This window comes from Sandaracinobacteroides hominis, from assembly GCF_016464365.1.
GTDB lineage: Bacteria > Pseudomonadota > Alphaproteobacteria > Sphingomonadales > Sphingomonadaceae > Sandaracinobacteroides > Sandaracinobacteroides hominis.
The window spans coordinates 20,700-33,252 of sequence record NZ_JADCUC010000002.1 but is presented as its reverse complement, the minus strand read 5'-3'; the positions used below and the strand labels follow the sequence as shown (position 1 = coordinate 33,252).

The following is a 12,553-nucleotide window of genomic DNA, read 5'->3' as shown; positions in this document are numbered from 1 at the left end:
GATGGCGAGCATGGCGGCAACGCCGGCAGCTGCAAGCCGCCATAGCCGCGGGGCGTTGGCGATCGTCGGGCTCAGCGTGGCGCTGGTGCTCAGCATCGCGGCGAACCTGCGCTTCGGGGCTGTCCCGGTCAGCGGCACCGACCTTCTTGCAGCTTTCGGGCTGGCGGACGGCGACGGCGGATCGGTGATGGTGCTGCGCGAGATCCGCGCGCCCCGCATCCTCGCGTCGCTGGCAGTTGGCGCTGCACTGGCGCTCTCCGGCTGCGCGCTGCAGGCGCTGTTCCGCAATCCGCTGGCCGAACCCGGCCTGCTCGGCGTTTCCACCGGCGCGGCGCTGGGCGCCGCGGTGTGGTTCGTCTTCGGCGCGGCATGGCTGGCGCCGCTCGCCAGCATCGACATGCTCCGCCCCTTCCTGCTGCCGCTGCTCAGCTTCCTCGGCGCGCTTGCCGCGATCGGCATCGTCCTGTCGCTCGGCAAACGCGGCGGCCCGCAGGCAACCGTGCTGATGCTGCTCGTCGGAATAGGCGTCAACGCCATCGGCGCAGCGCTGATCGGCCTTGCCACCTATATCTCCACCGATACGCAGATGCGCGCGCTCGCCATCTGGATGCTCGGCTCGTTCGCGCAGACGGAATGGGCGGTGCTGGCCCCGGCGCTGCTGCTGATCGCGCTCGCCTCGCTCGGACTCGCCGGCACCCACCGCGCGCTCGACCTGCTGGCGCTGGGCGAAGCCCCCGCCCGCCACCTCGGCATAGACACCGACCGGCTGCGCCTGAAGCTCGGCCTGCTTACCGCCATCGCCGTCGGCGCTTCGGTCTCGCTATCCGGCATCATCGGCTTCGTCGGCCTCATCATCCCGCACATGATGCGCATGGCCGTCGGCCCCGGCCACCGGCTGCTGATGCCCGTCTCGGCGCTGGCCGGCGCCACGGCGCTGTCCGCCGCCGATCTCGTCGCCCGCACCGTGGCGCTCCCGGCCGAAGTCCCCGTCGGCGTGGTGATGGCGCTGGTGGGCGCGCCGGTCTTCATCTGGATGCTGCTCGCCAACTGGAGGAAGCTCGCATGAAGCTCGAAACCTCCGCCCTCACCCTTGCACGCGGGCCGCGCACCATCCTTTCCGGCCTCTCGCTCCGCTTCCAGCCGGGCACCGTCACCGTGCTCGCCGGGCCGAACGGGGCCGGCAAATCGACGCTGATCGATTGCCTGGCCGGCGATCTCGCGCCGACTTCCGGCCAGGTGCAGCTGAACGGTCAGCCGCTGGAAAGCCTGCCGCTGCAGGCCCGCGCCCGGCAGCGCGCGGTACTGCCGCAGCGGGCGATGATCGCCTTCGATTTTCCGGTCGCCGAGGTGGTGGCGATGGGCCTCCACCCGCACGGCATCGGCGCCAGATCCGCCGAAGGCCGGGCGCTGGTCTCCCGCGCGATGGCCGACATGGACCTCGCGGAATTTGCCGACCGCCCGGCCACCCGATTGTCCGGCGGCGAACAGCAGCGTGTGCATATCGCCCGCTGCCTCACGCAGGCGCGCGCTGCCGGCGGACCGGCGCTGCTGCTGCTCGATGAACCGACCGGCGGGCTGGATTATCGCCACCAGTTCGCGCTGGCGCAGCTGCTCCGCGCGGCTGCCGCAGAGGGCGCGACCATCCTCGTCTCGCTGCACGATCTGCCGCTGGCGTCGCGCCTTGCCGACAGGTTGCTGCTGCTGGGCGATGGCAGGCTCGTCGCCGAAGGACCGCCCGCCATCCTGACGCCGGCGCTGGTCGCCCGGCTGTACGGCATCGACGAGGCGGCGGCCGCCGAACTCCTTCCCTCTCCGCCGTCATTGCCGCTGCGGCTTGCCGCAGAATAAGGTCCTTCCATGCTGAGACCCACCTTTCTGCTCGCAGCCCTCGCGCTCGCCGCCGCCCCCGCCAACGCTGCGCACTGCGTCGCTGCCGGGCAATGGCTCGACACACGGGCGATGCCGCTCAGAAGCGCCGACGCCCTGCTCGCCGCCGGCAAGGCCGACGTGGTGCTGCTGGGTGAACGCCACGCCGTTCCCGCGGTGCAGCTGTGGCAGCGCGACACCATCGCAGCGCTCGCCGCCGGCGGCCGCCCGCTGGTGATCGGCATCGAATATCTGCCGCGCTCGATGCAGCCGGTGCTCGACGATTTCAACGCCGGGAAGATCGACATCGACAGCTTCCGCCGGCAGAGCAAGTGGGACGAGCTGTGGCGGCATGACTTCGAATCCTATCGGCCGATCCTCGAACTCGCGCGGGCGAAGTCCATCCCGCTGAAGGCGCTCAACATCGATCGCGCCTTCGTGCGGCAGGTGAGCAGGGAAGGCTATGCGGCGGCGGCCGCCGCCGGCGCGGCTCCTGTCGGCCAACCGGCGCCGCCGCCTGCCGCCTATGCGAAAAGCCTGGAGCAAGTCTTCCGCCAGCACGCCCGCGAAGCCACGCCACAGGCCGTCGCCAACTTCATCGCGGCGCAGACCGTCTGGGATCGCGCCTTCGCCGAGGGGCTGGCGGCAATCCTGGCGGAACGGCCGGGCACGCTCGCAATCGGGCTGATGGGCAGCGGCCATGTAGAGGGCGGCAATGGCGCCGAGCACCAGCTGGCCGCCATCCGCAAGGCCGATGTCTGGTCGGCGATCGCCGTTCCCACCGCGGCGCCCTGCGACCCGCCGGCAGCAGCAGCCGACGCGCTGTTCGGCGCGGACTGACCGGGTCGACGGCTTAAGTCCGCCCTCCCTCAATCAGGCGTCAGCACCATCTTCAGGGCGCCGGCGTCGCGCGCGTCGAACAGGGCATAGGCTTCCGTGCCCTGGCTCAGCGGCAGGCGGTGGCTGATATATTTCTCCGGCTTCAGCCGCCCCGACTGCACCAGCGGGAACAGGGTCGGCAGTTCCTCCGGCACCGAGCAGGTGCCGGCGCGGAAGGTGAGGCCGGCGGCGAAAAACCGCTCCAGCGGAAAGGCTTAGCGCCGCGACTGCTGCACGCCGATCACCGACACGGTGCCACGCGCGCGGACGAGGCGGAGCGCAAGGTCCACGGCCTCGTCGCGCCCCACCACCTCTATCGCGCAGTCCAGTTTTCGCCCCTTGGTGGCTTCGCGGATCGTCTCGACGGCTTCGCCCGGATGCAGGGCGATGGCGCCCGCCTGCTCGGCCAGCGCGCGCCGCTCGGCAATCGGATCGATCGCATAGACAATATGCGCGCCCATCACGAAGGCGCTCTCGACCGCCATCAGCCCGATCGGGCCAAGCCCGATCACCGCGACGCTGCTGCCCGGCACGATATCGGCACTGCGCGCACCGAACCAGGCGGTCGCCAGCGCGTCGGTCATCAGCAGCGCCTGTTCGGCCGTCACGCCTTCGGGAATGCGCACGGCGTTGACGTCGGCGGCGGGCACCCGCACCGCCTCCGCCTGCGAGCCCTGCAGCTTCGCGGACAGGCCGTAGCACGAGCCCATGCCGTTCTCGCAGAGGTTGACGACGCCCGCCAGACAGGGGCGGCACGCGCCGCAGCCGACGGCGGCCGGAATCATCACCTTGTCGCCGGCCTTCAGGCGCGACACGCCGCGACCTATCTCGACGACTTCGCCCACCGCTTCATGGCCGACGCAGAAGCCGACATCCTCGGAAAAGCCGTGCCCGTGATAGATGTGCAGGTCGCTGCCGCATATGGCGCAGGCATCCACCTTGACGACGGCGTCCCGATCCGACTGCGGCGTCGGGTCGTCCATGCTTTCATAGCGGATGTCGTGCGCGCCATAATAGCGAAGGGCTTTCATGCGTCGGCCTCCCCTTTCCGTTCAGCGCCGGTTCGCGGCGACATATTCGGCGATCTTCTGCTTGCCGAGCTGCGACATGTGCACTTCCTCCGGCCCGTCGGTGAGGCGGACATAGCGGTTGAGCGTGAAGAAATAGGCGATCGGCGTATCCTCGCTGACACCCATGCCGCCATGCGCCTGGATCGCGCGATCCGAGACGGTCTGCGCCATCGTCGGGGCGACGACCTTGATCGCGGCGATCAGGTCCTTCGCCTGCTTGTTGCCATAACGGTCCATCGCGTCGGCCGCCTTCAGCGTCAGCAGCCGCGCCATTTCGATTTCGCAGAAGCTTTTCGCGACATCCTGCCGGATGCTGCTCTGGTCGGCCAGCTTCCGGCCAAAGGCCACCCGGCTGTCGACACGGAGCGCCATATACTCGAGCGCGCGCTGCGCCTGCCCGATGGAGCGCATGCAGTGGTGGATTCGGCCCGGCCCCAGCCGCCCCTGCGCGATCTCGAAGCCACGACCCTCGCCCAGGATCAGATTCTCCTTCGGCACGCGGACATTGTCGAAGCGCAGCTCGGACTCGCCGCCGGGCGAATTGTAGGAGCCGAACACCGTCTGGTGGCGCACCACCGTGACGCCGGGCGTGTCGCGGGGGACGAGGATCTGCGAATGCTGCGCATGACGCGGCGCGTCGAAATCGGTCTTGCCCATAACGATGAAGATCTCGCAGCGCGGGTGCATCGCGTTCGAGATCCACCATTTGCGGCCGTTGATCACATAATCGTCGCCGTCCGGCTGGATCGACAGCTCGAGGTTGGTCGCGTCCGACGAGGCGACCTGCGGCTCGGTCATGACATATGCCGAGCGGATGCTGCCGTTCAGCAGCGGCTTCAGCCATTTCTCCTGCTGTGCGGGCGAGCCGAATTTCGCCAGCACCTCCATGTTGCCCGTGTCCGGGGCCGAGCAGTTGAACACCTGGCTCGACCAGGGCACCCGCCCGAACAGCTCGGCGAGCGGCGCATATTCGAGGTTGGAAAGGCCGGGGGAGAGTTCGCCATATTCGTGCGGCAGGAACAGGTTCCACAGCCCCTCGGCGCGCGCCTTTTCCTTCAGCGCCTCCATTCCCGGCCATTCCTGCCAGCGATTGGCCTGGTCGTGGACGAAATCATAATAGGCCTGCTCGTTCGGATAGATATGCGCGTCCATGAAGGCCTCGACCTGGGCGAGCAGCGCGGCGACCTTGTCGCTATGTTCGAAATTCATCTGTCGGTTTTCCTTTCAGAGAGAGAGCCCGCCATCGACGATGACCGTGTGGCCGGTGACATAGGAAGCGAGCGGTGAGGCGAGGAAGATGGCGGTGCCTGCCATGTCCTCGGGCGTGCCCATCCGCCGCTGCGGGATCTGGGCGAGCGCCCCTTCCAGCCGCCCGGGATGCTGGGTGGTCACCTTGGTCAGCTTGGTATCGACGAGGCCGGGGGCGAGGCCGTTGACGCGGATGCCGTCGGCGGCAAACGCCTGCCCCAGCGTCTTCGTCAGGCTGATGGCGCCGGCCTTGGAGGCGGCATAGGCGGGGTTGCCGATATTGGCCTTCAGCCCCGAGATCGAGCTGACGATGACGATGGAGCCGCGCGTGGCGGACAACTGCGCGCGGAACTTGCGCGCGATATGCATCAGGCTGTCGAGGTTGACCGCCATCACCCGGTCCCAGCCTTCGCGTTCGAACTCGCCGCGGCGATAGACGACCGTTCCCTGGCACAGGATCAGCACATCGAGCGTGTCAAACGGCAGCGCTGCTGCCTCGATGGCGTCGGGATCGCCGACATCGACGGCGCTGTAGCCCAGCCCGCTCAGGTCCGATCCTTCGGCCGGATCATAGTCGGCGGCCGATGGACGCGTGCCCCACACATGCACCTCAGCGCCGCGCAGGCGAAAGCCGTGGGCGATGCCGTTGCCGATGCCGCTGGAGCCGCCGACGACCAGCACCCGCCGGCCGGAGAAATCGGTATCGTCTTTCAAGGCAAATTCCTTCAGCTGATGCGGCGGAGCGCGCGGTCGAACAGATCCAGGGTGTGGGCGTGCAGGCGGTCGCCGGTTTCTGTGGGGGCCTTGCCGGCGCAGGCGCGCGCGTGCGTCCCCTCCAGAATGATGCCCAGCTTGTAGCAGGCAAGCACCACATACCAGTCGAGCGCCGACAGATCCTGGCCGCTGACTTCGGCATAGTGGGCGACGAGTTCATCGGGGGTGGCAAAACCGTCCCAAGGTGTAACCGCGACGTCGGTGGCGAGCGGCGTGTCACTCTCGGGCCAGGTCGCCAGCAGCCAGCCCAGATCGAGCAGCGGATCGCCGATGGTGCTCAGTTCCCAGTCGACCACCGCGGCCAGATCGCCGCTGTCGGGGCGCACCATGACATTGCCGAGGTGGAAATCGCCGTGGATGATGCCGGGCCGGAACTTGGAGGGGCGATGCGCCTCGAGCCAGTCGGCCACGCGTTCGACGCCGGGGATCGCGGCGGGGCCGGGCCATTCGGCGAAGTCGGCATAGCTCGCCAGCTGCGACTTCCAGCGGCCGACCTGCCGCTCGAGATAATTGTCGGGCTTGCCGAAACCGTCGAGCCCGACGGCGCGATAGTCGATGGCGCCCAGCGCGGCGATTGCCTCGACCATCGACAGGCCGATGCGGTGGCGCATCGCGGCATCGCCGGCGTGCGGTGCGGGCAACCCCTGTGTCGGGTTGAAGCCGTCGACCGGCTGCATCAGGTAGAAGGCGACGCCCAGCACATCCTCTGCGCTGCACGCCGCGACGAGGCGCGGATGCGGGACGGCGGTGTCCTCCAGCGCGGCGAGCACGCGCGCTTCGCGACGCATCGTCTCGTTGGAATTGGCGCGCGGCACCGGCGGCGGGCGGCGGAGCACATAGCCGGCATCGCCACGAGAGAAGCGCATCAGGATATTCTGGGTGCCGCCAGACAACAGCCGGGCGTCGGCAATCCGGCCGTTGCCGACACCTTCGCCGTCCATCCAGCGTTCCAGTGCCGAGAGATCTACGCCCTCCATGTTCCTCCCGCCTGCTGTCTTATCCATTTGGATAAATATGTTTGACGCCTTGCACCGTCAAATGGCAAAAGCAGGAGGTGGCCCGCGATCCTTCGACAGCGCCTTCCGAAGCGCCGGCGCAGCTGAAGGCGGTGGCGCTGAAGCTGTTCGCCGAGCGCGGGGTCGACGGCGTCAGCGTTCGCCAGATCGCCGAGGCGGCCGGGCAGAAGAACCACGCCGCCCTCACCTATTATTTCGGCTCGAAGGACAGGCTGGTGCGCGAGCTGATCGTCGACGGGGCCCGCGCCATCGACGATCGCCGCAACGCCGCGCTCGATCGGGCGATCGCGGCCGGGGGGCTGCGCAGCGTTGCCGAGGTGATGGAGATACTGGTCGAAACCTCGATCGATCCCGATCCGCCGGCCTGGGGGGAATGCTACAACCGCTTCGTTGTCGGGCTGCAATTGTCCAATCGGCGGCTGTTCATGGACGCGCTCGCCGGGCGCTGGAACCGGGGCTATCAACGCTGCCTGGACGAGGTCCGGCGGCTGAAACCCGACATGCCCGCAGACCTGCTGAACCAGAGGCTGGTTTTCATGGGCGGCGCGATCGGCGGCATACTCGCCGGCCGCGAGACCGAGCTCGCCGACCGCACGCGCCACCACCCCATGTGGTCCGATGCCCACACGCTGCAACGCGTCGCCCGGGCGCTGACCGCGATCATCGAAGGCTGAATCCGGCGGCGCTGCCCCAGGGCAAAGCGTCGTGCAAAGGTTCTGGGCCAGGCTCCGGACACAATTCGCCGGTTCGCCAGTTGGTATCGGTATGGAGCGCGCAGGCGCTCACCCCGAACAGCGAGGCGAACAACCATGGCGAAGCAGCAAAACCGGAACACGCCCGCAGGAGGCGAAACCCATCAGACAGCGGCCGCAGGCGAAGCGCCGCTGACCACCAATCAGGGCATCGCCATATCCGACAACCAGAACAGCCTGCGGTCGGGAGATCGCGGGCCGACGTTGCTGGAGGATTTCGTCCTGCGGGAGAAGATCTTCCACTTCGACCATGAGCGCATCCCCGAACGCATCGTCCATGCGCGCGGCACCGGAGCGCATGGGTATTTCGAGGCCACCGACGACCTGTCCGACCTGACCAGGGCGGCGCTTTTCACCAAAGGCGAAAAGACGCCGGTGTTCGTGCGCTTCTCGACCGTCGCCGGCGGTGCGGGATCGGTCGACACGCCGCGCGACGTCCGGGGCTTCGCCGTCAAATTCTATACCCGCGAGGGGAATTGGGATCTGGTCGGCAACAACATCCCGGTCTTCTTCATCCAGGACGCGATGAAGTTCCCCGATCTCGTCCATGCAGTGAAGATGGAGGCCGACCGCGGCTATCCACAGGCGGGCAGCGCCCACGACACCTTCTGGGACTGGGCGTCGCTGATGCCGGAAACCACGCACATGCTGATGTGGGCGATGTCCGACCGGACACTGCCGCGCAGCCTTCGCATGATGGAGGGGTTCGGCGTCCACACCTTCGTGCTGGTGAATGCGGCAGGCGAGACCAGCTTCGTGAAGTTCCACTGGAGGCCAAAGCTGGGGCTCCAGTCGACCATCTGGGATGAGGCGTTGAAGCTGCAGGCCGCCGACAACGACTTTCACCGCCGCGACCTGTTCGAGGCGATCGACGCCGGGGATTTTCCCGAATGGGAGCTGGGAATCCAGGTCTTCGACAAGGCGTTTGCAGAAGCGCAGCCCTATGACGTGCTGGATGCAACGAAGATCATCCCCGAGGAAGATGTGCCGCTGCGCATCGTCGGCCGGTTGCTGCTGGACCGCAATGTCGACAATTTCTTCGCCGAGACCGAACAGGTCGCCTTCTGTCCGGCGAACATCGTTCCCGGCATCGATTTCTCCAACGATCCGCTGCTGCAGGGGCGGCTGTTCTCCTACCTCGACACGCAGAAGTCGCGACTGGGAACTGCGAACTTCCACCAGCTCCCGGTGAATGCGCCGAAATGCCCGTTCCAGAATTTCCAGCGCGACGGGCAGATGCAGATGCAGGTGCCCAGGGGCCGCGCCAACTACGAGCCGAACAGCCTTGCCGCGCACGGGGAAGAGGGCGGCCCGCGCGAATCTCCCGCGCTGGGCTTTGCCAGCGCCACGGCGCCGAGCGGCGCCAAAGAGGCCGGCGACAAGCTGCGCGTGCGATCGGAAACCTTCGCCGATCACTATAGCCAGGCCCGGCTGTTCTGGCGCTCGCAGACCGAAAGCGAGCAGGCGCACATCGCCTCCTCCTTCGTATTCGAGCTGTCGAAGGTGGGGCTGCAGCAGGTGCCGCCGCGGATGCTCGCCAATCTGCGCAATGTGGCGGAGGAGCTGGCAAAGCGGGTGGCGGCCGGGCTCGGCATCGATCTGCCGGCCAAGGCAGCGGCCGCGAAGGAGCCGATCGACATGTCGCCCTCCGATGCGCTTTCGATCCACCGCAAGATGAAGCCGACGCTGGAAGGGCGAAAGGTGGGCGTGCTCATCGCCGACGGCAGCGATGCCGACGCGCTGGATGCGCTGCTGAAACGGATCGGGAAGGCCGGTGGCAAGGCCTTCATCGTGGCGCCGAAGGTCGGTGGCGCGACCCTTTCCGACGGAAAGCTCCGCAAGGCCGACGGCCAGCTTGCCGGTTCTCCGAGCCAGTTGTTCGATGCGGTGGCGCTGCTGCTGTCGGCAGAGGGCTGCCAGGCCCTGCTGAAGGAAGGCGCGGCCGTGCAGTTCGGGATGGACGCCTTCGGCCATCTGAAGGCGATCGGCGCAAGTGCCGAGGCAAAGCCGCTGCTGGACAAGGCCGGCGTAGAGCCGGACGAGGGAGTCACCGGGCTGGATGCAGCCTTCGTAGAGGCCGCCGCCCAGCGCTTCTACGCCCGCGAGCCGAAGGTACGGACGCTGGCGTGAAGCTGGTCGGCGAACGGGCGGCGGCGAAATTCCGGGCCTTGATGGCGCCGGCGCCGCCCGTGGGCACGGACGCCGATGCGCCATGGGAAATCCCGCCACGCGGCTGGTGGCAGGCCCTGAAACGCTGCCGCCACGAGGCGATGACCGACAATCTCGCGCTGATCGCGGCAGGTGTCGCCTTCTATGGCTTTCTGGCGCTGGTGCCGCTGCTGGGGGCGCTGGTGCTGACCTATGGCATTCTCGTCGATCCGGTGGATGCCGCTCGCCACATCCGCGAGCTCACCAGGCTGGTGCCCGCCGATGCGGCCCGGCTGATTGCCGACCAGCTGGAAAACATCGTTCGCACCTCTGCCGGCAAGAAGGGGCTGGGCCTGCTGCTGGCACTGGGCCTGTCGCTCTATGGCGCGATGAAAGGTGCGGAAGCGATGATCACCGCGCTCAACATCGTCTATGAGGAACGGGAAAAGCGCGGGCTGGTGCAGCTGGTGGTGCTGCAGGCTCAAATGACCGTCGCCGCCGTTGGCGTTGCGATCCTGATGCTGTCGGCCGCCACGCTCAGCGCCGCGCTGGAGGCCTGGGCCGGGGGCTTCGCCGCCGTCGCCGTCACCGGCGCCAAGCTGTTCGGCTGGCTGCTGGCCGCTTCGATTTCCAGCGCCGCCATCGCCGCTCTCTATCGGGTTGCGCCCTCGCGCCATGTCGCGCGCTGGCAATGGGTGGCGCCGGGCGCCGTTCTCGCCACCTTCGCAATGGTTGCGACCTCAGGCGGCTTTGGCTGGTATGCGGCAAACCTCGGCAGCTACAACACCACCTATGGCTCGCTGGGTGCGGTCGTGGTGCTGATGCTCTGGCTGTGGCTGTCGGCCTATGGCCTGCTGCTGGGCGGCGAACTCAACGCCGAACTGGAGCGCCAGACCGAGCGCGATACCACGACCGGGCCGGAACTGCCGATGGGGCAGCGCGGCGCGCGCATGGCAGACCTCGCCGCACCTGCCGGCTGATCACGACGAGACTATGGTCGGGCCAGCCTCTTCGCGCTCAGCTCGGATCGAATGGCGATGGCGAACATCAGGCTGGCGAGGGTTGCAGCACAGGCGACGATCCAGGCGAAGCTGGTTGCCGGCGCCAACCGGATCGAGGCCACCAGCACGGTTCCCAATGCCGCGCAGCCCATCTGCAGGAAGCCCAGCAAGGCCGAGGCGGCCCCGGCGCGGTCCCCGAAGGGCTCCAGTGCGATCGCCGTTCCAATCGGATTGACCAGTCCCATGCCGGCCAGAAACAGGGTGATCGCGGCCATGAAGGGGACAGGCGAAGGCGCCCCGCCCTGCGCAAGCAACCACAGCCCGCTTGCAAGCGTCAGCAGAACACCCGCCATTCCCGTGCGGGCAGCGGAAAAGCGCCGGGCAAGCGGAGATGCCAGCAGCCCGCTGCCGAACACCACGAACACCGTCATCGCAAAGAACAGGCTGAGGCCCGTCGCGCTGATCTGCATGCTGTTGAGGAAGATGGCAGGGGCCGCCCCGAAGAAGCTATAGAGGCATCCGATCACAAAGCTGACGGCCAACGCCGGCGCGATGAACCGGGCATCTCTCGCCAGGCCAAAGTAGGTGCGGATGGTCGACCCCGGATGTGCGGATCGCCGGGACGCCGGCGCCAGCGTCTCGCCTACGCCCCCCCGGTAGCAGAGCGCCACGATCCCAGCCACGACGGCCACCAGCACAAAGACGCTTCGCCAGCCCAGCGTGGCGGTCATCAGGGTTCCAAGGGCGGGCGAGAAACCGGGCGCTGCCGCCATCGCGATCATCACCAGCGCAAGCGCGCGGGTAAGCTCGGCGCCGTGGTAGAGGTCGCGGGCGATGGCGCGCGCCAGCACCGACGCGGCACAGGCCCCGGCCGCCTGCAGCGCCCGCCCGGCGATCAGCACCGGCAGGGATTCGGCAAATGCGCAGACGAGGCTTCCCAACCCGAACACCGCCAGCCCGCCAAGCACGAACGGCTTGCGGCCGATCGCGTCTGACAGTGGCCCGACAAACAGCTGGCCGATGGCGAAAACGGCAAAGAAGACGGTCAGCGAAAGCGCCAGTTCCTGCACGTTCACGCCCAGATCCTGCGCAATCTGCGGAAACGCCGGCAGCAGGATATTCGTTGCAAGCGCGCCCAGCGCCGCAAGGCTTGCCAGCAACGCCAATCGCCCACCGGTCAGACGTGCGGCGCCGGCATTCCGGAGCCCGGAGGCGGCTGGCGACTCAGGCATCTTCAGCGCGCGCCGGAAAACTCAACATCCTGGGTCATCGACTGGCTCCTTCGGAAGGCATGAGAAGTCTGCGAATGCTGTCGTCGGCGCCTGGGCCGGGCTTCAGCATGACCCGGTCGGCCGGCACCGCCTGGCCTGTTTCGGCGTCGACAAGTGCAAGCACCAGCGGCCGGCCGGTTTCGCGGTCGACAGTCTCGACCGTCGGGGTGCCGAAACCGCTGGCATCCCAGCGATCGCCCCACTCGCGCAGCGCCACGCTGACCTTCCACAGATCCCTGCCCATCCGCGTCAGCCGGTATGCGTCACGCGGCGGCCGCTCCTGATAGCGAACCCGTTCGACGATGCCGGACGCCCCCAGATGCCTGAGCCGTGAGGCAAGCGTAGCCGCCGGGATGCCGGTGCTCGCGCGCAGGTCGTCATAGCGGCTGAGCCCCAGCCAGAGGTCCCGGATCACCAGCAGCGCCCAGCGGTCGCCGATCAACTCCAGCGCTCCGGCAATGGAGCACCGCATCCCTGAAAAGGATTTCGCTTTCACCCCTGGTCTCCCGGTACGACCCTGCCCCCGTA

The 12,553-nt window shown here is 67.8% G+C and carries 13 protein-coding genes; 6 read left to right on the top strand and 7 right to left on the bottom strand.

Features of this window, described 5'->3' with window-relative positions; translation table 11 throughout:
• Nucleotide 1: 1 nt before the first annotated feature.
• Genes IM784_RS04885 through IM784_RS04875 form a run of 3 tightly spaced genes read left to right on the top strand, consistent with a single transcriptional unit; the run spans nt 2 to nt 2,706 of the window.
• Complete coding sequence (locus IM784_RS04885; RefSeq protein WP_199554200.1) at nt 2-1,066, top strand: FecCD family ABC transporter permease; 1,065 nt, start codon at nt 2-4, stop codon at nt 1,064-1,066.
• Nucleotides 1,063-1,848, top strand: coding sequence for a heme ABC transporter ATP-binding protein (locus tag IM784_RS04880; RefSeq protein ID WP_199554199.1), 786 nt, complete (start codon nt 1,063-1,065; stop codon nt 1,846-1,848). Before IM784_RS04885 ends, IM784_RS04880 begins: the two co-directional genes overlap by 4 nt.
• 9 nt (nt 1,849-1,857) lie before the next feature.
• Nucleotides 1,858-2,706 (top strand): ChaN family lipoprotein, encoded by an 849-nt coding sequence (locus IM784_RS04875; protein ID WP_199554198.1) that lies wholly within the window; start codon nt 1,858-1,860, stop codon nt 2,704-2,706.
• Between the two features lie 29 nt (nt 2,707-2,735).
• Here the strand turns inward: IM784_RS04875 and IM784_RS04870 are convergent, their stop codons facing one another.
• The 5 genes from IM784_RS04870 to IM784_RS04850 are packed head-to-tail and all read right to left on the bottom strand — an operon-like array spanning nt 2,736 to nt 6,841.
• Nucleotides 2,736-2,900, bottom strand: coding sequence for a hypothetical protein (locus IM784_RS04870; protein WP_199554197.1), 165 nt, complete (start codon nt 2,898-2,900; stop codon nt 2,736-2,738).
• Nucleotides 2,901-2,960: 60 nt separating this feature from the next.
• The gene (locus IM784_RS04865; RefSeq protein WP_199554196.1) at nt 2,961-3,776 is read right to left on the bottom strand and encodes an alcohol dehydrogenase catalytic domain-containing protein; all 816 of its coding nucleotides are present in this window, start codon (nt 3,774-3,776) and stop codon (nt 2,961-2,963) included.
• A 21-nt stretch (nt 3,777-3,797) separates the two neighbouring features.
• A complete protein-coding gene (locus IM784_RS04860; protein ID WP_199554195.1) occupies nt 3,798-5,024 on the bottom strand; it encodes an acyl-CoA dehydrogenase family protein in 1,227 nt (408 codons plus the stop codon).
• A gap of 15 nt (nt 5,025-5,039) precedes the next feature.
• On the bottom strand, nt 5,040-5,777 hold the full coding sequence (locus IM784_RS04855; RefSeq protein ID WP_199554194.1) for an SDR family NAD(P)-dependent oxidoreductase: 738 nt from the start codon (nt 5,775-5,777) through the stop codon (nt 5,040-5,042).
• 11 nt (nt 5,778-5,788) lie between these two features.
• The gene (locus IM784_RS04850) at nt 5,789-6,841 is read right to left on the bottom strand and encodes a phosphotransferase family protein (protein ID WP_235976576.1); all 1,053 of its coding nucleotides are present in this window, start codon (nt 6,839-6,841) and stop codon (nt 5,789-5,791) included.
• Nucleotides 6,842-6,891: 50 nt separating this feature from the next.
• On the opposite strand from IM784_RS04850, the gene IM784_RS04845 reads away from it, so the two are divergent.
• The 3 genes from IM784_RS04845 to IM784_RS04835 all read left to right on the top strand — a co-directional run bounded on the left by IM784_RS04845 (nt 6,892) and on the right by IM784_RS04835 (nt 10,733).
• Nucleotides 6,892-7,527 (top strand): TetR/AcrR family transcriptional regulator, encoded by a 636-nt coding sequence (locus IM784_RS04845; protein ID WP_199554193.1) that lies wholly within the window; start codon nt 6,892-6,894, stop codon nt 7,525-7,527.
• A 135-nt stretch (nt 7,528-7,662) separates the two neighbouring features.
• On the top strand, nt 7,663-9,735 hold the full coding sequence (locus IM784_RS04840) for a catalase (RefSeq protein ID WP_199554192.1): 2,073 nt from the start codon (nt 7,663-7,665) through the stop codon (nt 9,733-9,735).
• Nucleotides 9,732-10,733: a YihY/virulence factor BrkB family protein gene (locus IM784_RS04835; RefSeq protein WP_328799450.1), complete on the top strand. Its 1,002-nt coding sequence runs from the start codon at nt 9,732-9,734 to the stop codon at nt 10,731-10,733. The genes IM784_RS04840 and IM784_RS04835 overlap by 4 nt, the downstream gene beginning before the upstream one ends.
• A gap of 11 nt (nt 10,734-10,744) precedes the next feature.
• On the opposite strand, the gene IM784_RS04830 is transcribed toward IM784_RS04835, so the two are convergent.
• Entirely contained in the window at nt 10,745-11,986 is a 1,242-nt protein-coding gene (locus tag IM784_RS04830; RefSeq protein WP_199554191.1) for a multidrug effflux MFS transporter, read from the bottom strand.
• A 34-nt stretch (nt 11,987-12,020) separates the two neighbouring features.
• On the bottom strand, nt 12,021-12,521 hold the full coding sequence (locus tag IM784_RS04825) for a winged helix-turn-helix transcriptional regulator (RefSeq protein ID WP_199554190.1): 501 nt from the start codon (nt 12,519-12,521) through the stop codon (nt 12,021-12,023).
• Nucleotides 12,522-12,553 lie beyond the last annotated feature (32 nt).

Excerpts from the sequence above, each read along its gene's own strand:
- IM784_RS04885 (WP_199554200.1), top strand. The coding sequence starts at position 2 with ATGGCGAGCATGGCGGCAACGCCGGCAGCTGCAAGCCGCCATAGCCGC.
- IM784_RS04880 (WP_199554199.1), top strand. The coding sequence starts at position 1,063 with ATGAAGCTCGAAACCTCCGCCCTCACCCTTGCACGCGGGCCGCGCACC.
- IM784_RS04875 (WP_199554198.1), top strand. The coding sequence starts at position 1,858 with ATGCTGAGACCCACCTTTCTGCTCGCAGCCCTCGCGCTCGCCGCCGCC.
- IM784_RS04865 (WP_199554196.1), bottom strand. The coding sequence starts at position 3,776 with ATGAAAGCCCTTCGCTATTATGGCGCGCACGACATCCGCTATGAAAGC.
- IM784_RS04860 (WP_199554195.1), bottom strand. The coding sequence starts at position 5,024 with ATGAATTTCGAACATAGCGACAAGGTCGCCGCGCTGCTCGCCCAGGTC.
- IM784_RS04850 (WP_235976576.1), bottom strand. The coding sequence starts at position 6,841 with ATGGATAAGACAGCAGGCGGGAGGAACATGGAGGGCGTAGATCTCTCG.
- IM784_RS04840 (WP_199554192.1), top strand. The coding sequence starts at position 7,663 with ATGGCGAAGCAGCAAAACCGGAACACGCCCGCAGGAGGCGAAACCCAT.
- IM784_RS04830 (WP_199554191.1), bottom strand. The coding sequence starts at position 11,986 with ATGCCTGAGTCGCCAGCCGCCTCCGGGCTCCGGAATGCCGGCGCCGCA.